The sequence below is a fragment of the Streptomyces sp. 4N509B genome (assembly GCF_052245655.1).
In the GTDB taxonomy this organism is placed as follows: Bacteria; Actinomycetota; Actinomycetes; order Streptomycetales; family Streptomycetaceae; genus Streptomyces.
Genome location: NZ_JBQQBZ010000034.1, coordinates 34,432 through 57,173, shown reverse-complemented (window position 1 = coordinate 57,173; position 22,742 = coordinate 34,432). Strand labels below are relative to the sequence as shown.

Genomic DNA, 22,742 nt, shown 5'->3' with positions numbered 1-22,742 from the left:
GACCGGTCAGGCGCGGCACGCGGAGACGAGGACGTAGCCGACGTCCGGGCCGCCGCCCAGCTGGTCGAGCATGGCCACCGCCCGTTCGAACTCCGCCACACCGGCGACCTCGACGTACCGGTCGCGGTGGCTCCGGAGCGCCTCGACGACGGCCGGGGCGGAGCGGGCCGTGTGGGCGCTGACGTCGTCGACGTCGATCGCGTGGAAGCCGGCCCGCGTGAGGAGGGACCGGTACGTCTCGGGCCGTGCCAGGGACACGTGGGGACCGAGAGGGGCGTCCCCCTCCGTCCGGTTCCCGGGCTCCTCTCCGGGCTTCTCCCCGGCCGGCGTCCGCAGGACGGGGTCAGCGAGGGCGAGCCGGCCGCCCGGCCGCAGGACCCGCGCGACCTCGGCGAGCACCTGCGCCTTGTCGGGCATGTGGAGCAGGGACTCCAGAGCCCAGGCGCCGTCGAAGGACGCCGTCTCGTAGGGGAGTCGCATGGCGTCGGCGCGTTCGAAGCGGACCGTGGCCGCCAGGCCGGCCGCGGCGGCGCGCTCGGTGGCGCGGACGACCTGGTGTCGACTGACGGTGATGCCGGTGACCCGCACCCCGCGCTCGCGGGCCAGCCGCACGGCGGGGGCGCCGGTCCCGCAGCCGACGTCGAGGACGCGGTCGCCGCGGCGGGGGGCGAGTCGCCGGACCATCTCCTCCGTCATGCGTTCGGCGGCCTCGGCGAGCGTGCTGTCGTCGGCGTCGTCCTCCCAGTAGCCGAAGTGGAGGTTGCCGTCCCACCACTCGGAGTAGACGTCGCTCAGGAGGTCGTAGAAGTCCGCCACGGAAGGGGAGTCGGGGGCGTCGTACGTCGTCACGACCGGTCGTTCTCCTTGGTCCGTGCTGCTGGTACGGGCTCGGGCTGCTGGTGCGGGGCTGTGCGGCGCGGGAACCGCCGTTCGCCGCGGTGCGGCACTCGGGAACGCGACACTCGGGGGCGCGACACTCAGGGACGCGACACTCAGGGACGCGACACTCAGGGGCGCGGCACGAGGCGCATGCGCAGCCCGCGCGGAGCGGGAAGGTTCAGCGGGGAGGGCCGTGTGGGGAAGCCGGTGATCGGCACGAGCCTCCAGCGGGACGTGATCGCCGCGAGCGCCAGGACGACCTCGACCATCGCGAACCGGTACCCGATGCACTTGCGCGCGCCGTCGCCGAACGGCAGGTAGGAGCGCCGGTCGGGCCCCCTGCCGGTCCACCGGTCGGGCTCGAACCTCTCGGGCTCGTCGTAGACGTCCGGCCGGTGGTGGACGAGATGGGCGCTGTAGGCGACGGACGTCCCGCCCGGCAGGGTGACGCCGCCCAGCACCGTGTCCCTGGTGACGAGGCGGGTCACCAGCCAGGCGGGCGGATACAGCCGCAGGGTCTCGGTCACCACCCGGGAGGCCAGCTCCAGCTTCGGCAGCACCTCGTAGCTCGGGGGCCCGCCCGCCAGCACGCCGTCCACCTCGCGGTGGAGGGCGGCCTCGACGTCCGGGTGCTCGGCCAGCAGGTGCAGCGCCCAGATGAGGGTGCCCGCCGTGGTCTCCGTGCCGGCGATGATGAATCCGATGATCTGGTTGGACAGCTCCTGGTCGGAGAGGGTGTCCGTGCCCGTGGGGCTGTCGGGGTCCACGGCGGCCATCAGGGAGGACAGCAGGTCACCGTGCTCCGCGTCCCGGGCGCGGCGTTCGGCGATGATGCGTCCGATCGTGTGGCGCAGCCGCCTGTGCGCCCGGTCCAGCTGCCGGTTGCCCGGTGTCGGCAGCCGGCTGATCAGGCGGGGCATGACCATCTGGCGGAACGCGCTCCCGAGGATGGCCGCGGAGTCGTCCGCGAGTTCCTGCACCACCCGGCCCGGCAGTGCCGAGGCGAACATCGTCCTCACCGCGATGCGCAACGTCGCCGCGGCCATCTCGGCGCTCACGTCGAGGGACTGGCCCTCGCGCCACGAGGCGACCATCTCCCGGGCCGTCTCCGCCGCGACGGCCCCGTAGGCGGGGAACCGGTCGGGGTGGAAGGCCGGCTGGCACAGCCGCCGCTGGCGCCGGTGCCGGTGGTACGGGCAGGAGCCGAGGTTGTCTCCCGACCACTCGAAGATCCGCTCGTAGAGGGGGCCGCCCTTGTCGAAGGTGCGGTCGTCGACGAGGACCTGGTGGGTGAGTTCGGGATCGCACACGACGACGACCGTGCTCGACCCCATGCGGATACGCACCAGGTCGCCGTGGGTCCGCAGCGACGTCACGAACCCGAGCGGGTCCCGGAAGATGGGTATGGCGTGCCCCAGCAGCGGCACCGTGCCCGGTGCCATGGGGAGCGAGTCCACGGTGTCCACGATGGCGTCCTCTCCTCGGCTGCCGTCGGGCGGCCACCGGTCGGCCGCCGGCAGGCCGTCGGTCGGCCGCCGGGTGCCGTCCGACCGTCCGACCGTCCGTCCGTCCGTCCGACCGACCGACCGTCTGACCGTCCGTCGCATGCGACGCAGAGGTGCTTCCCAGCCCGGACCCCGCTCCTTCTCCCTCCGCCCCGGCGCGCGGACGCACTCGCCACACGTCCCGCCCGCCCGCCCGCACCCACCGGGCAACGCGCCCCCACACGCCGTCCGCCCCCTGCCGGACACGCTGGGGCGCACCTCTCCCGCGCACACGAAAAGCAGTCGCCCGATGACGGAGGGTTAGCCTCGCCCGTCGCTGTCGATGCTGAACACAGACACGGCCGGGGCACCGCCCTCGGGCGTGCTGACCACGTCTCACCGAGGCGACCACCATCTCCAGCCCAGACGACCGACCGGACCGCCGGCATCGGCGGCGACGAGGGAGGACGCCCTGACCACGATGGAGACCACCGTTGGCTCCCGGGACCCCGCGGTCATCCGCTCGACGGTCGAGTTACTGATCCGGGAGTTTCTTCAGGCCCAGGAGCGGTCGGCCCTCGACCTCCCCGAGTTGGGCGTGTTCACCGGTCAGTTGCGGGACATGATCGCGGCCGGTGGCAAGAGGCTCCGTCCGATCCTCTGCGTCACGGGCTGGCACGCCATCACCGACCGCCCCCGCCCCCCGCGGTCTGGCGCGTCGCCGCGTCACTGGAGCTCTTCCACGCCTGCGCCCTCATCCACGACGACATCATGGACCCCTCCGAGACCCGCCGTTGCCGGCCCACCGCGCACCGGCTCCTGACCGCGCTCCACCACCCCCGGCAGGACGCGGAGACCCTCGGCACCAACACCGCGATCCTCCTGGGCGACCTCGCGCTCGGCTGGTCCTACGAGCTGCTCCACTCCCCCGAGATCACCGCGGACCAACTCGCCGTCGCCTGGTTCCAGCTGAACACCCTGCGCACCGAGACGCTGACCGGCCAGTACCTCGACCTCGTCGCCACGGGGAGCGTCACAGCGGAGACGGCCGCCGCCGGCCGGATCATCCGGTTCAAGACCAGCCGGTACACCGTCGAGGGCCCCCTCCACCTCGGAGCCTCGCTCGCCGGCGCCTCACCGGAACAGACACGCGCCCTGACCGCCTACGCGCTGCCGCTCGGCGAGGCGTTCCAGCTCCGCGACGATCTGCTGGGGATGTTCGGAGACCCGGAGACGACGGGCAAGTCCGCGCTCGACGACCTCCGGGAAGGCAAGTCCACCGTCCTGACCAGCATCGCCTACGCGAACGCCAGCCCCGACCAGGCCCGCGCGCTGCGCAGCCGGCTCGGGCGCGCGGACGTCTCACCCCGCGACGCCGAGGTCGTCCGCGCGATCATCACCGACACCGGAGCCCGCGACAGCGTCGAGTGCATGATCAGCGAGCGCGCCCGACAGGCCGGCGAAGCCCTCGCGGCGGCACCGCTGCTCGCCACGCCCCTGCTGCACGAGCTGGTGGCGAAGCTCGTGGACCGAACCGCCTGATGACCGATTCCACCCGCAGGAGGAGCGCGTTGTTCTCGGAGACCGGCACAGAGACCAGCACGGACACCGACACCGACACGGAAGCCGACACGGAAACCGACACGGACACGGACACGGACACGGACCTGGCGGCATCCGCGGCGGAGGCACTCGACCACGCGGTACGGCAGCTGGTCGCACGTCAACGCGACGACGGACACTGGGACGAGGGCCTGGGCAACAAGGTCAGCGTCGACGCCCACCACCTGCTGCTGCACGCCTTCCTTCGCCGGCCGCTCCCCCCGGAGGCCGCGGCGATCACCGCCTGGATCCGCGCGCGGCAGAGCGCGGACGGGGGATGGGCGAACTTCGCGGGCGGCCCGGACGAGGTGTCGACCAGCGTCACGGCGTACCTGGCGCTGCGGGTCGTGGGTGACCGGCCCGACGAGGACCACATGCGGGCCGCGGCAGCGCGGGTCAGGGAGCTCGGCGGCCCGGCGCGCGGAGGGGGATCGTCCCGGCTGTGGCTGGCGTTGTTCGGCCAGTGGCCGTGGGACGACGTTCCGGCCGTGCCCCCCGAGTTGGTCCTGCTTCCCGCGTCCGCCCCGGTCTCGCTGGACGACTTCGCGGTCTGGGCACGCTCCACGGTGCTGTCGCTGGCCGTGATCACCGCCCGTCGCCCGGTGTGCTCCGTGGACTTCGACCTCGCCGAGTTGCTCCCCACGGGCGAGGCGGCTCCCGGCCCGCGCGCCACCAGGTCGGCGCGGGCTCTCGGGGCGTACGGCCGCTGGGTCCCTGGGCGCGTGCGGCGCCGGGCGCTCCGGCGCGTCCGCGAGTGGCTCGTGGCGCGCCAGGACACCGACGGCTGCTGGGGCGGAATCCACGCGCCGACGCTCTACGCCGTCCTCGCCCTCCACGTGCTCGGCGAACGGGAGGACGGCGAGCGCGTGGAGCGGGCCCTCGCGGGTCTGCGCACCTTCCTCCAGGACGAGGGGGACGGCCGCGTCAGCGTGCGGTTCTCCCACTCGGAGGTGTGGGACACCGCCCTCGCCCTCCAAGCCCTCCAGTCCCTCCAGCCCCTTCAGTCCCTCCGAGCGCTCCAGCCCACCGGCTCGGCAGCCACCCGCCCGGCGACCGACCGGGCCGAGGACGGGGCCGTCGACCAGGCCGTCGACCGAGCCGTCGACCGGGCGATCGCCTGGCTGGTCCCGCGCCAGCTACGGACCCCGGGCGAGTGGTCCCCCCACCGACCCGGCCTGACCCCCGGCGGCTGGGCCTTCGAGGAGGGCAACGGACACTGCCCCGACACGGACGACACCGCCCTGGTGCTGAGGAGCCTGCTGCACGGCACCCGCGACCGCGACCCCGAGGAGGACGAGGCGCGCGAACGAGGGCTGCGCTGGCTCGCCGGAATGGCCGGCAGGGACGGAGGGTGGGCGGCGTTCGACGCCGACCCGAGGGTCTCCCGGGTGCGGCGGATCATGTCCTCGGAGTCGGTGGCGTACGTCGACCCGCCGACCGCGGACGTCACCGCCCACGTGGTCGAGACCCTGGCCCTCGCGGGCCCCGCCCACAGCGAGCCGGTGCGCCGAGGGGTCGCGTGGCTGCTCGCCGCGCAGGAGGACGACGGCTCCTGGTACGGCCGGTGGGGCTGCAACCACGTCTACGGGACCTCGGCCGTCCTCACCGCTCTCGCGGCGGCCGGCGTCCCGTCGGACGACCCCGCGACGCGACGCGCCGTGGCCTGGCTCGTCAACGCCCAGAACGAGGACGGCGGGTGGGGCGAGGACCACCGTTCCTACGTCGACCCCCGGTGGCGCGGCCGCGGCGAGTCGACGGCCTCCCAGACCTCCTGGGCGCTGACGGGCCTGCTCGCGGCCGGTGGGGAGGGAGCGCACCGCGCGGAGCACGTGACCCGAGGCGTCCGGTGGCTGCTGCGCAACCAGTCCTCGCCCGGGTGCTGGACGGAGGAGCAGTACACGGGCACCGGCTTCCCCTGGACCTCGCCGATCCGCTACGGCTCCTACCCCCGGGTCTTCCCTGTCATGGCCCTTGCCGCCTTCCTCGCCGCCTTCCTCACCGCCACCGGACGCTGACGCCGCACGCGCCACCCCACTCACCGCACCCCCTCCACCGCACCCCCCTCACGGCACCCTCACGCGACCCCACCGAAGGACACCCCGATGCCCCCCACCCCCACACCCACACCCACACCCACACCCACACCCACCCTCCCCCGTCCGGAACTCGACCGGTACTTCCCGCCCCTGATGCCGCCCGAGCGCCCCGAGGCGACGACGGCGCTGGACGACCACGTCAGGCTGTTCGTCAAGACCCACGAGCTGGCGCCGACCCCCCGTCAGCAGGCCGTCCTGTGCCACACCATCGTCAGCGGCGCCGGCTACGCCCGCATCTACCCGACCGCCGACCAGGCGACGCTCGACCTCGCGGCCGACGTGCTCGTCTGGTTCACCGCCTTCGACGACCTCCACGTCGAGCACGCGACGAGCGGCACGTTCGACGAACTCTCCCTGCGGCTCTTCTCCTTCCTCGACATCCTCAACGGCACCGCCACCGAGCCCACCGACGGCTTCGCGGCCGGCCTCGCCGACATCCTGCGCCGCGACTGCCTCGCGCCCGCCCACCAGGCGGAGCTGAGGATGGCGTTGCACAGCCTCCTCGTGGCGTGGCTGTGGGAGACGCAGCTCCAGACCACCGGCACGTGGCCGAGCCTCACCGCGTACCTCACCGCGCGCCCCCACCTGAGCGCGTCCTGGCTGGAACGGACCCTGGCCGAGCCCCTCGGAGCCCTGGAGATGCCACGGTCCGCCCGCCGGGACAAGGACTACCTCCGCCTGAAGACCGCCACCTGCAACCTCATCTCCTGGTGCAACGACCTCTACTCCTACGCCAAGGAGGAGCGGCAGGCGGGCGGCGTTCCCGTCAGCCTCCCCGGGCTCCTCATGCGCCACCACGGCTGCGACCTCGCCGAGGCGTTCACCCGCGCCTGCGCCATGTGCCACCAGGAGGCCGAACTCGCCGTCGGCCTGATCGGGCGGATGGGGGAGTCGTCGGTTCCCCAGCTGCGCGCGTACGCCCGCAACGCGGCGGTCACGCTGAGCGCCCTCGCCTTCTGGCACCTCACCATCGCCGAGGACCGCTACGCCCTCGCCGGAACCACCCACCCCGCACCGACCGCGCCCCCCAGCTGACCCCGACGCCCCAGGACCGGAGCAGACCAAACGACCGAAGAGACCCCGAGAACGCCCCAAGGAAGGAAGGTCAACGATGCCGTCTCTCACGGGGGACCACGCAGTCACCGGGGACCACGCGGTCGTCCTGGGAGCGGGGATCGCCGGCCTGTGCGCCGCCCGCGTCCTGACCCGCCACTTCGGCCGCGTCACACTCGTGGAACGCGACCTCGTCGGCCACCTCCCCGCGGGCCAGCCCCGGCGCGGCGTACCGCAGGGCCCTCACGTCCACGTCCTCGCCGGCCTCGGGGTCCGGTACCTGGAGGAGCTCTTCCCCGGCCTGACCGACGCGTGCCGGGCGGACGGCGCCGCCGACTACGAAGGCACCCACTCCCGCATCACCTATCACGGCCACACCCTGCCCAGAGTCCGCACGGGCATCGTCAACGTCGCCGCCGCACGGCCCTTCCTGGAGGCCAGGATCAGGGAACGGGTCCTGCGCCTGCCCGGGTTGACGCTGCGCGATGGCGTCAGCGCGGGAGCGCCGCTCACCACCGGGACACCGGGAGGAACGCGGGTGTGCGGCGTCCAGCTCTCCCCCCACGGCGGTGGGCGGGACGGCGAGTCCCTGACGGCGGACCTGGTGGTCGACGCGACGGGCCGGGGCGGGCGCGGCGGCGCGTGGCTGGATCGGTTGGGCTACGCACGGCCGGCCGAGGAGCGCAGCCACAACGACGTCACCTACGTCAGCCGGCACTTCGCCGTCCCTGCCGACGGGCTGGTCGGCGACACGCGGGTCGTCGTCCTCGGCCCGACACCGACGCGGCCACGCGGCATGATCATGTCGCTCCAGGAGAACGGCACCTGGGTGGTGTCCCTCCAGTTCTACGGTCGCGAGCGCCCGGCCGTCGACGCGGCGGGCTTCCTGGCGCTCGCCGCCACGGTCCTCCCCGAGACCGGGGAGCACGCGGACGTGCTGCGCGCTCTGCGGGAGGCGACCCCACTCGACGAGGTCGCGGTGCACCGCTTTCCCTGCGCGATCCGCCGCCGCTACGACCGGCTGCGGGCCTTCCCCGACGGGCTCCTCGTGATCGGCGACGCGCTGTGCTCCATCAACCCGGTGTACGGCACGGGCATGTCACTGGCCGCGGGCCAGGCCACCGCGCTGGACACCTGCCTGGGCGACGGCCGGGACCGGCTGGCCCGACGCTTCTTCCGCGCGGCCCGCCGCGTCACGGCGCCGGCCTGGTGGCTGGCGGCGAGCGGGGACCGCGGCCTCGCGCACGACGGCCCCACCGGGCGGCTGCTCGGGGCCGGCTTCCGCCGCCTCATGGCCGCCGCCGCGACGGACCCCGAGATCGCGGTCTCGGTGCTGAAAGCGATCTCCCTCACGGAGTCCCCGCTCCGACTGGCCCGCCCCCGCCTGCTCGCCCGCCTCCTCCTGCCCCAGCGCGGCTGATCCCCCTCCCGCTCCCGCTCCCGCTCCCGCGAAAGGACGAGCGCCGTGCCCAAGCCATCCACGAAAGACGCGACACCTCAGGACGCGCCCCCTCCGGACGCGGCACCTCCGAACGCGGCACCTCCGGACCTGACACCCTTCCGCATCGCCATCCCGGACCAGGACCTCGACGACCTGCGCCAGCGGCTGCGCCGGACGCGTTGGCCCGAGGCGGAGACCGTCGCCGACTGGTCCCAGGGCGTGCCGCTCGACCACCTGCGGGCCCTGTGCGACCACTGGTCCGAGGCGTACGACTGGCGCGCCGCCGAGGCGCGGATCAACCGGCTGCCGCAGTTCCGCACCACGATCGACGGGCTCGACCTCCACTTCGTCCACGTCCGTTCCCCGCGCCCCGACTCGTTTCCGGTGATCCTCACCCACGGCTGGCCCTCGTCGTTCCTGGAGTTCGAGCGCGTGGTCGGCCCGTTGACCGACCCGGCCGCCCACGGCCACCCGGCCGCCGACGCGTTCCACGTGGTCTGCCCGTCGCTGCCGGGGTACGGCTTCAGCCAACGCCCCGCCGAGCCGGGCTGGAACATCCGACGCGTCGCGGCGGCCTGGGCCCAGCTGATGGGGCGCCTGGGGTACCGGCGGTACGGCGCGCAGGGGGGCGACTGGGGCGCCCTGGTCACCACCGAACTCGCCCGCCTGGCCCCGGACCAGGTCGCCGGCATCCACTGCGCGGCGCCCCCCGTGGTGCCCGACCCCGCCGCGCTCGCCGGTGCCGGTCCCGGTGCCGGTCCCGGTGCCGGTGCCGGTGCCGGTGCCGGTGCCGGTGACCGTGACCGTCACCGCGACCTGACGCGACGGGAACGGGAGGCCGTCGAGGCGCTGGAGGAGTTCACCTCCCGCGGCTCCGGCTACGCCGCGCAGATGTCGACACGGCCGCAGACCCTGGGGTACGGGCTGGTCGACTCACCGGCCGGACTCTGCGCGTGGCTGGCGGAGAAGTACCACGCGTGGACCGACCGCGGCAGCCTCCCGGGCAACGCCGTCGACCGTGACACGCTGCTCGACACCGTGACGCTGTACTGGCTGACGGCCACGGCCGCCTCCGCCGCCCGGCTCTACTGGGAACACGCCGCCAGCCTGGCCGCGTCGGGCCCCTGGCTGGCGGAGCCGGTGTCCACCCCCATGGGCGGCTCGATCTTCCCGGCCGACATGCTGCGCCCGACCCGCGAGTGGGCGGAGAAGTCCTTCACCGACATCCGCCACTGGAACGAACTCGACCGGGGCGGTCACTTCCCCGCCCTGGAACAGCCCGACCTCTTCGTCACCGAAGTCCGCGCCTTCTTCCGCCACGTGCGCTGACCCCCGTTCACTCCCATGCTCGGGTGAGACGCGAGCCCGTGCCCGCGCTGTGGCTCCTTTCCTGCTGTCCGATCCGGCGGATCGCCTCCAACGGGTAGGGCGTCGCCCGACTCTCCTGCTGGAAGCGGCGGTAGAAGTCCCCCATCACCGCGGCGACCGGCGCGTGACGGGCGAGGAGCGCCGCCACCGCCGCTGGGGCGTCTGCCGGGATCACGCCCTCGGCGCAGCCGCGCACGAACGCCTCGCGTTCCTCCGGTCCGTACCCGTACAGAGCGACGGTCAGCCAGTTCACCAGGTGGGTGACGGCGTAGCACTGGTCGTAGGTGGTGCGGTGCTGTTCGAGGAAGTCGGCCTCGTCACGGGCGAGCTCGAAGCGGGAGGAGATCGCGAGGCCGTAGTCGGCGAAGAAGAGCCGTCGGCCGTCGGTCAGGATGTTCTGGAAGTGGGCGTCGAAGTGCAGCAGCCCACGGGCGTTCATGAAGGAGATGCCGGCGTTCAGCTCCTCGTCCACCATGGTGCAGGCCCGCTCGGCCGCCTCGTCACCAGCCTTGATCTGGACGTCCAACCAGTGGTGCAGGTTCTGCGGGATGTACTCCAGGAACAGCATGAGGCTGGCCGAGGACTGCCGGAGGCCCTCGATCCGGCCGCGCATCTCCCTCCCGCCTCCCCAGTAGGCGACGGCTCGCTCGACGTCGGCCAGCTCCTCGGGAAGCGGCTCACCCAGGTCCGGGAGCACCCGCCAGTGGTACATGAGGGGGAAACCCTCGTAGTCCCCCGCAATCACCCAGTTCGTCGTCATGGTGTGCACGGCCAGCTCCCGCCAGGCTCCGAACCCCGGGGCGCCGATACGGCCGACCCCGTAGTGGCAGAAGAGCGGCAGCCCGAACAGATTCGCCGTGGAGTGCAGGTGCTCAGTCCGTCGCTCCAGATCGGTGAGACGTATCTGCTTGACGAACACCGGGGTCCCGTCGACCTCCAGCAACACGGCCCTGCCCCCGATGCCGGAGCTCACCGACGGGGCGGCGTCCACGAGCTCACGCAGCCTGCGATCACTGCACAGCGCCAACGACGTGGAAACACCACCGTGGACCCCCAGCCGACCACCCCGCGACATCTCACGACCCCCCACCTGCGCCCCCAGCTCCCGCGCCCCCACATACAAACCCCCGGCAGAATCTGCCGCCAGCCTCTCACGCCGACACCGCACCTCCACCGCTCCGGCCTGCACCGGCCTGTACGGGCCTGCTCGTTGACCAGCCACCAGCGCCACGGAGGCTACCGGCCGGTCAGGTCCTGCGTGGGCCGACAGCGGCGTTGTCGGCAGCCGTGGCGGCTCCTGGTGCGCCGCACGTCCCGTGGTGGCGTCGATCAGCGAACGGCAGACGCCCCAGTCGATCGTTGCGCCTTGCGCCTTGCCCCTCGTGCCTCACGCGGCACGCCGCGAGCGGGGCGGCGTCACGGTCCGTCGACCGAGTGCCGCCGACACAGCCAGTCGGAGACGCGCCGTAACTCCTCCGGACTCTCCGGCGCGAGTGCGAGAAGGCGCTCAGGGCGGCGGAGCAGACGCCGGTGCGCGGGACTCACCTGGGCGGTGGCGAGAAGCCAGCCGGTGAGGGCATGGGGATCGTCGGGGGTTTTGCGCAGGGTGTCGCCGTAGAGCCGTATGGCCGTTTCGGGGGCGCCGGCGGCGAGGTGGGCGTCGGCGGAGGCGGGGTTCTGGGGCGGCGCGCGGTAGAGGGACGTCCTGGTGTCCGTCCAGAGCGTGCTCTCCTCGGCGACGAGGGGCCTGTAGCGGTATGCCGGTGGGGGCGGAGCGCCGGCATGGAGGGCGGCCGTCAGCGCGGATGCCTCCTCGTCGCCGCAGCGGAGATTGTGCAGCCGCCACTCGACGAGGTTGCCGCGCGCGGCCGCGCGTGCCCTCGCCGCCGTCTCCGGGGCCACGGGCTCGCGCAGCCAGCCGTCGAGGGTGGTGGCGAGCCCGTGGAGGAGGCGGCTGCCGGTGGCGGAGAGCTCGGCCCGGGTCAGCAGGGTGTGGACGACCAGCCGGGTCTGGACGCGCCGCAGCGCGAAGTGGAAGGAGGCCGTCTCCGGGTCGGTCGCCCCGTCCTTCATGCGGTCCCGCCAGAAGCCGGTGACGCCGGTGAAGGCGTACGCGCCGTGCAGGAGGCCGGTGAGGTGGCGGGGGTCGGGGCGCCAGGGCGCGTAGTGCGTCTTGGCGCCGTCGTCGCGCAGCAGCGGGTAGAGGTGGAGAAGCGCCCCGAGTTTGCTGTGCTGGAACTCGTGCACCATCGTTTCTGCAAGGGCGAGCCCGTTCGGCGGGCGCGAGATGACCATGGAGCCGAAGGCGTCCGAGGTGGTCGCGCTCAGCAGCGGACCGTTCGCGGAGCCGTCGGCGGTGTTGGACGGCGCCCCGGTCCAGGGGACGATGCGGCGCACCTGCTCGGGGCGGAGCCGTCCCGGACCGTCGGCGGAGGCGCGCAGAATGGCTACGGCCTTCCCGAAGAGCCGCCGCCAGTGCTCCACCTCGGCGTCGTCGAGCGGCTCGGGGACGATGGGCTCGTCGAGGTCGCGGTAGGGGTCGAGGTCGTCCAGCCAGGTCGTCGCGGGAGCGAGGTCGCGCAGCGGCAGCCACGCGCCGCCGCGCCGGGCGGCCTTGTCAGGCTCGGCGTGTAGCGGGCGGAGGGTGATCGTGTCGCCGCCGGAGGTGAGGCGGAGGTCGGGGCCGCGCAGCCGGGCGGTCGCGGCGGTGAATCCGCGGGGGCCGGGGAACCGGACGAGGCCGAGCGTGGGGAGAGACAGCCCGCCGTCCCACAGCGGGACGACGAGGTCGGCGTCCAACCCGGCCCGCAGCCGGGCGACGAGGCAGATCGCGAAGAGGTGTCCGGCGTCGACCCACAGCGGTGGGCCGTCCGCCGTGCCGTGCAGCCGCCGCAGCAGGTGCGCCGACCAGCAGCCCACCTGCGGGCTCATCAGCAGCTCCTCGGCGGCCTCCGGCCGGGACTCACCGGCCTGAGCGATCAGCCGCCAGGCCATGTCGGCGGAACCCAACTCGCCGAGCGCGTCCGGGCGCTCGTCGAGCCGGTCGAGCACCTCGCCCAGCAGCATGAGGCGCCGGGTGCGCTCGGCCCGTACCAGGAGGTCGACGGCTTCAGGAGAGCCGCCACCGGAGGCGAGTTCGTCGAACCAGCGACCGGGCATGCGTAACCGCCGGTCGTGCCCCGACGTGACCACCTATTCGGCCCTCCCCGACGGGCCTCCGCCGGCCATGGCGTTGCTCCGATAACGTCGGGTCTGAGTCAGTAGCCGCCCGTTACGAAACGCGGCGGGGATTTCCCGGAGCGCGGCGAGGCTCACCTCAGTCAGGTCCACCAGATCGGACTCGACATAATCCGGGCGGCCCGCGCGCCCCGACCGCTCCCCGTTGACCGGCTCATGCAACGTGCTCCCCCTTCGTCGGCCCCGTTCGTGTCCCGCTCGCGATCGCGGAGCCCTTCCATCATGAAGGAACCGGCGTCGCCTCGAAAGGAGGCCGCATGTTCCATGCTGGTCGATCGCCCGCCCTACGCCCGCCGAGGGCCCGCGCAGCCGTCAACGGCCGCCGCCAGGGCCGCGGCTCGCTCTTCGTCGTCGTCCACCAGCGTGACCGCGTCGTAGAGGCGCCACAGCTCGCCGGGCTGCCCGTGCAGGGCTCGAATGATGCCGATGAGGTCCGTACGCGGCTTGCTGTGCCGCCGCATCCGCTCCACGCTTCTGGTCCCCAACTCCATGACCACCGTCTGGCGCTCCTCCGGGTCGGCCATCATCGGATAGGCAAGCAGGGCCGCGAGCAGCGCTTCCGTTGGCGTATGGGCAGCCGGCCCCCCGGCGGCGGGTGGCGGCAGGTACTCGTTTCGCTGTGGGCTGTGAAAGGACAGCACCGGCAGCTGGGTAGTGCGGCCCTCGGCCCTGAGACGTTCGATCCGTTCCCGTGCGTGGCGGAAGAGGTCCTCAGGATCCGGCCAGGGCCCGGGGGTCTTGGCCAGCGCGTCGAGGACACTGTCCGAGAACAGGCCGGTCCCGCGCGCCGGGTCGTTGATGGCCCGCTCGCCGCGGACTGCGGCCAGCAGCAGCGCCTGGTGGTGTGCCTGGACGCGCTGACCGACCGGCAGGGTCTCGGCGGGCAGAGTGTGGTGGAAGCCGAGTCGCTCCTCGAAGGTCTGGCAGGCGTCGACGATCCAGGTCTGCCGGGCGAAGCCGGGCAGGGCGTCGCTGCTCAGGGACCTGCGCATCGACTCCAGATCGAGGTTGCGCTTGTCGGCTGTCGTGGCGTCCGCGCAGAACAGCCGGAGCCGCTCGTCCTTGTCGAGCACGCCGTGGCCGCCCCACCACACCCACAGCGCCTCACCGTGCAGGGCCAGGGCAGGGAGGCGGGAGACGAGGAGGTCGCGCAGGCTGGCGTGGTCGGCCGGCCGATGCGGCACGCCGAGGTCGACGAGTGGGGCGAGGCAGAGTAGGACGTTGCGTTCCGGCACGCCGTTGCCCAGCAGCCAGTCGCGGAAGCGGAGCGCGTCGCGCGCTGGCCCCGGCAGGTCCCACGCCGGCCCGGCGGCGTAGCGCTCGATGCCCACGACGAGCGCGAAGGTCCGGTCGGGGGTGGGGGTGGGGGTGTCGTTCACGGCAGTTGTTCGGTGATCGCACGATAGACGGCGGGGTTGGTCCAGTAGGCGCTGTGCGCGGCAGGGAACGGCTGGCCGTTGTCGACCTCGATGTCGGAGACCCGGCCGGGGAAGAGCTGGCCACCGACGTATCCGAGTAGATCCCGACGGTCGTACAGGTTCAGCCAGCGGGGCACGTGGTCAGGCAACGGCTCCGGATGGACGAGTCCGGGCAGCGCACCGCTCTCGTAGAGGAAAGGGCCCTGCGATCCCACCGTGACCAGCAGCTCGACCTGGGGCAGGGGCGAGGCGATCAGGGTGTCGAGGGCGATGATCCCACCGAGGCTGTGACCGACGACGACGACCGGCGGATTGAGCTCCCCGACCAGCTCGCGCAGGTGTCGGCGCAGTGGCTCGCCGCGCGCCAGGTAGAGCATGATGTCGGCGGCCGCCGGGTGGGTAGCCTCGGTCAGCGCCCGTCTGCGGCGGACCAGGTGGCGGGAGGCGAGGCGCACCGCGGGGCGGGCGAGCAGGGCGCCGACGCCGCGTTCGGAGCCCCGAGGTCGGGCGCCCATGCGTTCGGCGAGGGCGGCCACGGCGGCGTCCCTCGCGGTGCCGTCGGGTATGACCGGGGCGCCCTCGGCGAGCGCGGCGGAGAGGGCGGCGGCGACGAGGGCGCGGGCCAGCCGCCATGCGAGGTCCCCGTCGTCGGGCAGGGCGGTGGCGGCCCGGCCGAGCAACGGAGAACGGGAGACGTCGGCGAGGGCCGCCGCGAGGTGCCGGCCGGAGAGGCCGGCGCCGGCGGCGACATCGTCCAGTTCCAGGGCGGCGAGGAGCGCCTGGGGGCGTTCGGCGGGCAGCGGGGCGCCGGGAGGCAGTTCCTCGCCGACGCCCCCGTGGGCGGCGGCGAGCGCCAGCTCCGCGAGAGGGTTGCGACAAAGCTCGGCCCAAGCTTCCGTCTCGTCGGTGTCCGCCACGGTCTCGCCGATGCCGCTGCGGCTCCTGCCGTGTGTGTACGGAACAGAGAGGCCGCCGGCCCCCAGCGTCGCGCCGAGGTCGCCTCCCCAGTAACACGGCGACAGCCGAACGGCGGGGGCGAGTGCGCGGAGCCTGGTGGAGAACGTCTCGAATAACTGAGAGAACCCAGGCTCACGCACACCCGTGCCGTGAACGAACAGTGCTGTCGTCACTAACTCAACTCCCGTACTGTCCGTGGCCTAGAGCGGCATCGGCACGATGTCGCACTCGATCCGCCGATGGAGGCGGGCCGCCATCAGCCACGGATGGTCGGTGCCGACGACCCCGAGGAAGCCCTCCACGGCTTCGGCATTGAGGGCGTCGGCCTCCTGGACCTGTCCGAGTCCGCGCAGGTCCAGGGCGAGATTGGCGCGACAGGCGTGCGTCACCGGGTGATCGGCGCCGCAGGTCTCGACGAGTTGCGGCAGGTTCGCCTCGTCGAGGCTCCTGGCCGCGGCGAAGTCCAGCCGGGCATAGTGGTTGTTCGCCAGGCCCAGGCGAGCGGTGAGAGTGTAGGGGTGCGTGTCCCCCAGTGTGGCGGCCAGGGCCCCGGCGGCCTCGGTGTCCATGGCCTCGGCAGCGTCGATGTCTCCTGTGGCCCGCAGCGTCGCCGCGAGGTTGACCATCGTGACGAACACGAACGCGTGCTGGGTGCCCAGGGTCGACCTGTAGCGCTCCAGGGTCTGCTCACCCAGCTCACGGGAGGCGGCGAAGTCCCCGCGGATCCGGCGGTCGATGACGGCGTTCACGGCACAGGCCAGAGTGGAGGAATACCTGGGGCCGTACCGGAGGATGAAGCGATCGAGGGTCTCCTCGGTGAGCTCGGACGCCTCCGTGAGAGCGCCGTCCCGACGGCGGCACTCGGCGAGGTTACGGGCGGCGTTGATGGTGGCCGCGTTGTCTTCGCCGAACGCCGTGCGGTAGACCCGGTACGTCTCCTCCTGCATCAGCCGGGCGTCCGGGTAATCGCCTTCTTCACGGATGTCGATGGCCAGGCCGCTCAGGGTGTTGAGGGTGAGAGCGTGCTCCGGCCCGTAGAGCGTCTCGTACTGCCGTACGGTCTCCTCGTCCAGCGCGCGGGCCCTGGCGAACTCGCCGCATCCCCTCAGCGTCACGGCGAAGCCGTGGGCGGCCTGCAGGGTCCCGGGTTCCTCGGGACCGAACAGGTCGCGGGCGCGGCTGTCGGCCTCCTCGTCGAGCGCACGAGCCACGGAGAAGTCTCCCTTGTAGCGCAGGGCGCCGGCCATCTGCGTCATCGAGTCGATGAGGTCTTCCTCGGGGATGGCCTCCCGCCGGGAGACCTCGAGAACGCGTTCGTTGAGCTCCACTGCTTCGGCGATGTCTCCGATCTGAAGCGACATGAAGGCCAGGTGCTTGCCCATCAGCAGGACCTGGGTGTCCTCCTCGCCCGACTGAGCGTGCCATGCGGTCCACGCCTCCCTGGCCATGTCGGCGGCAGCCTGGTGCGCCCCCCAGTAGTAGAGGTAGAGCACCATGCTGATGATCAGCTCGCGGACCCAGGGGTCAGGGCTGCGGACTGCCCCGCTCGTCAGCACGTGGGGCAACAGGGCCTGGTAGTCGGGCCACTGGTCGGGCAAGGTGGGCGCGTCGGGGTTGGCGGAGGCGAGCAGCACGTGGGCGGCGCGGCGGAGTTCCCGCGACTTCTCCTCGTCCAGTCCCACGGCGACCACGGTCTGCATCAGCCGGTGCATCTGCAGGGTGCGGTTCTTGTGGTCGAGCTTGATCAGCGACAGCTTGCTGAGGTCGCGGGTGGCCCGAGCGAGCAGCACGGGGTCGCGCAGGACGGGGTCGAGCTCCGGGCTGATGTCGACGTTGCGGGTACCACGCAGCATGCCCAGCGGGATGGGCTCGGGCGCCATGCAGGCGCAGATCTCCAGCAACTGCCGTGCGGCGGGGTTGGTCTCGACCAGCTGGTCGAGAGAGATGTTCCACGCGGCGGCGACGGAGATGGGGTAATCCGGCGACGGGGCCAGGTCCAGAATGTCGGGCCGGCGCTGCTCAAGCAGCTCCAGGTACTCGTCGACGGGCATGCCGGTGGCGGCGTGCCAGGCGCCGGCCTGCTCGATGGCGAGCGGCAGGTCGCCAAGGGCCTCGGCGAGCTTGTCGGCGTCCTCGGCGCTCAGGTGCCTGGCCCTGCGTTGCAGCAGGGTGATGCTCTCCTCACGCTCGAAGACGTTGACCGTCAGAGGCGTGGCGACGCGTTCCCAGTCGCGGTTGCGCGAGGTGACGATGATCTTCCCGGGGCCACCGGTGGGGAAGTAGGAGCGGACCGACTCGATGTCCTCCGCGTTGTCGAAGACCAGCAGCCAGTTGTCGTACGGCTTGCCCGTGCGCAGCGCCTCGCGGACCGCGGGCACCGCCGTGTTGGCCTGCGGGCCGACGTCGAGGTTCAGGGCGGCCGCGAGCTCGGCGAGCGCGCCGAGGACGAGGCTGTCCCGTTCCGCGGGGATCCACCAGATGACGTTGTACTCGTGGCTGTGCCGGTAGATGTACTCGATGGCGAGCTGCGACTTCCCGACGCCCCCCATGCCGTGCAGTGCGTGGGGAAGGACCGCCGCCGTCTCCTCCGCCCGGAGTTGTTCCTCGACCGCTGTCAGCAGGCTCTCCCGGCCGGTGAAGTTGGAGTTCTTCGGCGGGACGTTCCCCATGACCCTTGGTTGGCTGGAGCGACGAACGCGCAGGGTCTGGGACGATTGGGACTGCATGATCTGGTCAGCCTTCCGGACTTCGGTGTCAGAGGGTGTGGCGGGGGTGGTGCTCGGCACGCGCACTCCAGGCGGATCGTTAACGTTCTGGGCTTCCTGGGACTTCTGTGCGTCTATGCCCGCTTCGGGAGCTCGCTCCTCGTCCGGGAGGGCCGAACCACCCGGTGTGATGACGGCGGCGCCGGCGGCGTTGGCGGAGCCGTTGGCACCGAGGGGCCTGGCGCCGACGCCGGCGGTGACCCGGGCGGCACGACGGGCGTACGGGCCCGCCAGCGCCTTCATCACGGCTAGCTCTACCCGCACCCAGGGCCGGTTCGCCGGAGTGCTCTCCGGCAGCGCGGCGTTCTCGGGGTCCTGGAGCGCGGCCCGCAGTCGTACGCCCCGGTCGCCCCCGCTGGGCAGATCGGCGAAGAGGTTGACGACCGTGGCCAGCTGGCTGCGGGTGCCGGTGGCGAGCAGCGCCTCCCTGATGCCCTCGGCGAAGTCGGGCCGCTCCTCGCCGCTGGGGCCGTCCCAGTCGATGAGTCCACCCATCAGGATCTCGGCCACGTGCTCGGGTTCCGCCTCGGGCAGAGCCCGGACGCGCAGCTCCTCGAACAGCTCGAAGTCGAACGGCAGGACCGCCAGATGGGTGGCGAGCCGACGCGCGGTGGGGGTGGCCAGGGAGAGGAACCGTCGCACGGCGGCGTCGGCGGAGCGGGACCCGGTCAGCGACGGCTTGCGCAGTCCGGGAGTCGGCCTGCTCCTGGCCAAGGTGCCCGCGAGAAGGAACGGCAGGGCGTGTCGTACGCCGAGTTCGCCGGCGACCAGGTCAGCCCAGACGGTGAAGGACGCCGGATGCAGGCTCAGCACCGGGACCGGAACGCCCGGCCCCTCGGCTGGCTCCGGCGGCTGTTCGCCCCGGCGCGGGTGGTAGCCGATCCGCGCGTTGGGCACACCGAAACCACTCGCGTCCAGTTCGGCGCGGTACGGGTGAACCGAAGAGCGGTGCCATAAGTAGGTCGGCAGCAGATGGACCACCGCGGTGGGGCCGTTGCGCGCGAGGCCCATCAACAGGTCGTCCGCGGCCGGGCTCGCCCATCCGTGAGCCAGCCCGTCGGTGACGAGGAGGTGGACGCGGGAGCCTCGCACGTCGAGAAGTTCCGCGGGGTTGCCTGCGCGGTCCCCGGACCAGCGCAGCCGCGCCCTTCCCTGCCGCGGCACCTCCAGCCGTACCGTACGAACATCGCGGAAGGCGCCGCTGCGCGCGGCCTCCACGACGATCGCGGCCACCCGGTCCTCCCAGATCCGCATGGTCGGCGCCGCGTCGACGAGCAGGACGAGGTCGAGGGCCTTCTCGGTGGCGGGCCGCAGGTAGGGGAGCCAGAGACCGTCGGAGATGCCGTGCCGGGCGGTGCGCTCCTCGTCCAGTTCGTCGCGGTCGGATGCGGCCACGCTGCGGGCCAGCCGGTGCATCGCCCTGGCGAGTCGCGGCTGCGTCGTGCGCCGTACGGGCATGGGCGGCCGCACGGGGACGTCGGCGTCGTACGTGACCGCCGGGATCAGGATCGAGGAAGGGGACTCCTCGCCCGTGTCGCCCAGGACGGGCTCGGATACCGAGACGGGACCGCGGACACCGAGACGGGGTGGTCGTGACGTTGACTCGTCGGCGGTCAACGACGTGCTCTCGGCAGCCCCATTCGGGCGGGCGGACCCCTGGTGAGGAGATCCCTTGGGGGACCACTCTGGCTCCAGAGGAGGGTCCCCCGAGCCCGCCGGAAGCGGAGCCAGAGACGCGCGGGCGGCCGCCAGCCAGACGCCGTCGGCCATCTCCCACCATGTCAGACCATCGCCAAGGCTCCCGTCCACCGCGTCATGGGTGGCGGGTGATCGCTCCCTTGGCAGATCGTCCATCAGCGGCCTTTCGAGAGGTCGCGAAGGAGCATTTCCATGAGTTTACGCCCGTCGGCGTCGGCCTGAAAACCACCCATCGAGGTCACGTGCACGGCGTTCAGGAGCTGGTCCACCGACTGCGTGCCGCCCTCCCGAATCCGCCGCTCGAAGTCCTCGACGAGTGCTTCCAGCCCTTCCGGCGGCCTGCGTTGCAGGTGGCTGACCACGATGGAGACGAGCTGCTCGCGACTGGGCTGACGCATCTCCAGTGGCAGGCAGCGGCGGCGGAACGCGGCCGGAAATTCCCGCTCACCGTTGCTGGTGATCACCACGACGGGGAACTCGCGGCACTCGACGCGGCCACCGGCGATGTCCGCACGGCTGTCCGGGTCGTCCGTGAAGACATTGACGGTGGGCATCGCGCTGCGGACCAGTTCGGGAATGTCGTAGCTGCCGTTCTCCAGAATGTGCAGCAGGTCGTTGGGCAGGTCGATGTCGCTCTTGTCGAGCTCGTCGATCAGCAGGACGCGCGGCCGTTCGTACGCGAGCAGCGCGGTGCCGAGCGGTCCGAGGGTGATGAAGTCCCCGAGGTACGGGGCGTGTCTGGCCGGCTGTTCCGCCGGCGAGGCGACAGGTTCCGCAGAGGAAGCGGGGTCGGCTGCGGCGCGCCAGGCGGCGATGGCTTGGGCACGGCCGATGGAGTCGTACTCGTAGAGCCCGTCGCGGAGAGTCGTACGGCTGACGATGCTCCACTGGAGCACTCGCCCGAGGCCCAACTCACGGGCTAAGAGATAGGCCAGCGTCGACTTGCCGACGCCCGGCGGCCCGGTGACCAGCAGCGGGCGGCGCAGTAACAGGGCGGCGTTGACGACGTCGATCTCCTCGTCCCGCAGGTTGAGTCGTGAGCCTGTCGCCCCCAGGCGGCGGCGGGCGGCTCGGTCGTCGGCGGCTGGCGCGGGCTGGAGCGGTTCGCCCGCGAACTCACGCCAGGGCGGCGTGGCGGGTATGGCCGGAGGTTCCCCCGCCGGCGTGGCGCCCGTCGCGTGGAAGATCCGCCAGGAGCGATGGGCACCGTTCTCCTCGCTGGCGGCGTGCTGCTCGTGCCTGTCCTCGGTCATGCCGATACGCCCTCTTCTTCCTCGTAGTCGACCAGTCTGAACGGGTCGTCGTACAGGAACGCCACATGTCCCCCGGGGAGTTGGTGCCCGCTCTCCGCTGTCGCCGCCTTGAGGCGAAGCCGGTGGACAGTGATGGGTAACTGGGCGGCCGGATACCCGATGACCATGTCCAGCAGTGTTCGCGCCTCCTGCGGGGCCGGATCCCGTCGATCCCACAGGCCCACGCCGATCCCTTCGGCGATGGCGGCCTTCAGCGGCTCCATCGCGCGCCCCTCGAGTGCGGGGGTACCCAGGAGCACCGCGGTCAACCGCTGGTCCGCCACGAGCTGGCGATGCCACATCCCCAGATCGTCCGCCGTCTGCACGTCGCCCGACCAGCTGTGGTGCCGTGCCACCGCGGACGCCTTGAGTGAGTTCCAGCGCAGCCGCCAACGGCGCAGCTGGGCCGGGTCGCGCAGCCGCATCCGGTCCAGGCTGCGCAGATGGACGTAGTAGCGCAGCCCTATCGGGACCGGATGGGAGCTGTCCGCGACCGTATGCAGGCCGGCCACGTCGTAGTTGAGCAGCGAGTACGGCAGGACGAACTCGACGTGGATCGGGCTCTGGTCCTCGCCGTCCCTGTCGGCGTCCGTCCAGAACTCCTCTCCTCGCCGCACCGCCCGCTCCACGGCGGCGTCCAGCGTGTCCAGGGTGACTCGCTCGATACGTCCCGGCACGGGCGCCCAGTATCCGACGGTCCGGTTGACCCAGTGCCGCACGTAGACGTCGGGCGAACCGTCCTCGGCCGGATCCACCATGACGATCAGACAGCGTGGGATCTCCCGGTCCGGGAGGTCACGCGCCTCGATCTGCTCACGGCGCCGCAGCAGCGCGGCCTGGGCCCCGGCACTCGCGGACCAGCTGTCGCACCACTCGCGCAGGCGACGACGGGTGCTCTCGTGAGGCGTGAGCACGGCGGTGAGCTCCAGCAGGATCACGGCGGGCGGCAGCCCGTCGGCCTGGGCGTTGGTGTCCAGCAGATGCTCGAAGAGCTCGGTGGTCGTGAGGTGACGTGGCAGGTCGAGCCCCAACTCGTCGGACAGCAGATCGCACAGCCGTCCCTCGTCCGTCCCCGCGTGCCCGGCGAGCAGGGCGCGGGCCGCCTTCACGTCGTTGTCCTCGAACGCCTCGAACGGCAGGAGCCGGCGGCTCGACTCGGATCTCCAGGCGCCCAGGATCCTCTCGCGCACGGTGCCCGCGACGTCGCTGCCCTCATGCAGCGACACGGCGTAGAGCAACGCCGTCACGCCCGGCTCAGGGTCCTGCTGTTCCCGTAACACCGCCTGCACGATGGCGACCGTATCGCTCCGGGCATCCCGGCCCTGCAGATCCACCGGTTTCTTGAGGAACTCTCCCACGCTCTGTCCAAAGAGCACCCGCTGGCCCGGGTCCCGGACGCAGTCGAGCCCACAGAGCTCCTCGACGAGCACCAGACGCAGCCGCGCCTGCTGT

General features: G+C 72.3%; 14 protein-coding genes. 5 read left to right on the top strand and 9 right to left on the bottom strand.

The annotated features are described in order from the left end of the window. Window positions 1-6: 6 nt before the first annotated feature. The gene (locus ACTWP5_RS25470) at window positions 7-849 is read right to left on the bottom strand and encodes a methyltransferase domain-containing protein (protein ID WP_443223450.1); all 843 of its coding nucleotides are present in this window, start codon (window positions 847-849) and stop codon (window positions 7-9) included. Window positions 850-1,007: 158 nt separating this feature from the next. Beyond that, complete coding sequence (locus ACTWP5_RS25465) at window positions 1,008-2,345, bottom strand: cytochrome P450 (protein WP_443223449.1); 1,338 nt, start codon at window positions 2,343-2,345, stop codon at window positions 1,008-1,010. Here ACTWP5_RS25465 and ACTWP5_RS25460 point away from each other — a divergent pair. From ACTWP5_RS25460 to ACTWP5_RS25440, 5 genes are all read left to right on the top strand, one after another. Continuing rightward, window positions 2,235-3,905, top strand: coding sequence for a polyprenyl synthetase family protein (locus tag ACTWP5_RS25460; RefSeq protein WP_443223448.1), 1,671 nt, complete (start codon window positions 2,235-2,237; stop codon window positions 3,903-3,905). The two genes, ACTWP5_RS25465 and ACTWP5_RS25460, sit on opposite strands and share 111 nt — an antisense overlap. After that, window positions 3,905-5,980, top strand: a complete 2,076-nt coding sequence (shc, locus tag ACTWP5_RS25455) for a squalene--hopene cyclase (RefSeq protein WP_443223447.1) — start codon at window positions 3,905-3,907, stop codon at window positions 5,978-5,980. The genes ACTWP5_RS25460 and shc overlap by 1 nt, the downstream gene beginning before the upstream one ends. 87 nt (window positions 5,981-6,067) lie before the next feature. Continuing rightward, window positions 6,068-7,096 (top strand): terpene synthase family protein, encoded by a 1,029-nt coding sequence (locus ACTWP5_RS25450; protein WP_443223446.1) that lies wholly within the window; start codon window positions 6,068-6,070, stop codon window positions 7,094-7,096. 76 nt (window positions 7,097-7,172) lie between these two features. Beyond that, window positions 7,173-8,534: an FAD-dependent oxidoreductase gene (locus tag ACTWP5_RS25445; RefSeq protein WP_443223445.1), complete on the top strand. Its 1,362-nt coding sequence runs from the start codon at window positions 7,173-7,175 to the stop codon at window positions 8,532-8,534. Window positions 8,535-8,663: 129 nt separating this feature from the next. Further along, complete coding sequence (locus tag ACTWP5_RS25440) at window positions 8,664-9,884, top strand: epoxide hydrolase family protein (protein WP_443223469.1); 1,221 nt, start codon at window positions 8,664-8,666, stop codon at window positions 9,882-9,884. A 7-nt stretch (window positions 9,885-9,891) separates the two neighbouring features. On the opposite strand, the gene ACTWP5_RS25435 is transcribed toward ACTWP5_RS25440, so the two are convergent. The 7 genes from ACTWP5_RS25435 to ACTWP5_RS25405 all read right to left on the bottom strand — a co-directional run bounded on the left by ACTWP5_RS25435 (window position 9,892) and on the right by ACTWP5_RS25405 (window position 22,720). Continuing rightward, entirely contained in the window at window positions 9,892-10,998 is a 1,107-nt protein-coding gene (locus ACTWP5_RS25435) for a protein kinase family protein (RefSeq protein ID WP_443223444.1), read from the bottom strand. 341 nt (window positions 10,999-11,339) lie between these two features. After that, window positions 11,340-13,082 (bottom strand): HEXXH motif domain-containing protein, encoded by a 1,743-nt coding sequence (locus ACTWP5_RS25430; RefSeq protein ID WP_443223443.1) that lies wholly within the window; start codon window positions 13,080-13,082, stop codon window positions 11,340-11,342. Between the two features lie 362 nt (window positions 13,083-13,444). Then, window positions 13,445-14,539 (bottom strand): effector-associated domain 2-containing protein, encoded by a 1,095-nt coding sequence (locus ACTWP5_RS25425; protein WP_443223442.1) that lies wholly within the window; start codon window positions 14,537-14,539, stop codon window positions 13,445-13,447. Next, window positions 14,536-15,675, bottom strand: a complete 1,140-nt coding sequence (locus ACTWP5_RS25420) for an alpha/beta fold hydrolase (protein ID WP_443223441.1) — start codon at window positions 15,673-15,675, stop codon at window positions 14,536-14,538. The genes ACTWP5_RS25425 and ACTWP5_RS25420 overlap by 4 nt, the downstream gene beginning before the upstream one ends. A gap of 60 nt (window positions 15,676-15,735) precedes the next feature. After that, entirely contained in the window at window positions 15,736-20,154 is a 4,419-nt protein-coding gene (gene fxsT, locus ACTWP5_RS25415; RefSeq protein WP_443223440.1) for an FxSxx-COOH system tetratricopeptide repeat protein, read from the bottom strand. Next, on the bottom strand, window positions 20,154-21,251 hold the full coding sequence (locus ACTWP5_RS25410) for an AAA family ATPase (RefSeq protein ID WP_443223439.1): 1,098 nt from the start codon (window positions 21,249-21,251) through the stop codon (window positions 20,154-20,156). The genes fxsT and ACTWP5_RS25410 overlap by 1 nt, the downstream gene beginning before the upstream one ends. Further along, window positions 21,248-22,720: a VMAP-C domain-containing protein gene (locus ACTWP5_RS25405; protein WP_443223438.1), complete on the bottom strand. Its 1,473-nt coding sequence runs from the start codon at window positions 22,718-22,720 to the stop codon at window positions 21,248-21,250. Before ACTWP5_RS25405 ends, ACTWP5_RS25410 begins: the two co-directional genes overlap by 4 nt. Window positions 22,721-22,742: the final 22 nt, after the last annotated feature.

Coding starts and splice junctions, on each gene's coding strand:
- ACTWP5_RS25410 (WP_443223439.1), bottom strand. CDS start 21,251: ATGACCGAGGACAGGCACGAGCAGCACGCCGCCAGCGAGGAGAACGGT.
- ACTWP5_RS25430 (WP_443223443.1), bottom strand. CDS start 13,082: ATGCCCGGTCGCTGGTTCGACGAACTCGCCTCCGGTGGCGGCTCTCCT.
- ACTWP5_RS25445 (WP_443223445.1), top strand. CDS start 7,173: ATGCCGTCTCTCACGGGGGACCACGCAGTCACCGGGGACCACGCGGTC.
- fxsT (WP_443223440.1), bottom strand. CDS start 20,154: ATGGACGATCTGCCAAGGGAGCGATCACCCGCCACCCATGACGCGGTG.
- shc (WP_443223447.1), top strand. CDS start 3,905: ATGACCGATTCCACCCGCAGGAGGAGCGCGTTGTTCTCGGAGACCGGC.
- ACTWP5_RS25435 (WP_443223444.1), bottom strand. CDS start 10,998: ATGTCGCGGGGTGGTCGGCTGGGGGTCCACGGTGGTGTTTCCACGTCG.
- ACTWP5_RS25450 (WP_443223446.1), top strand. CDS start 6,068: ATGCCCCCCACCCCCACACCCACACCCACACCCACACCCACACCCACC.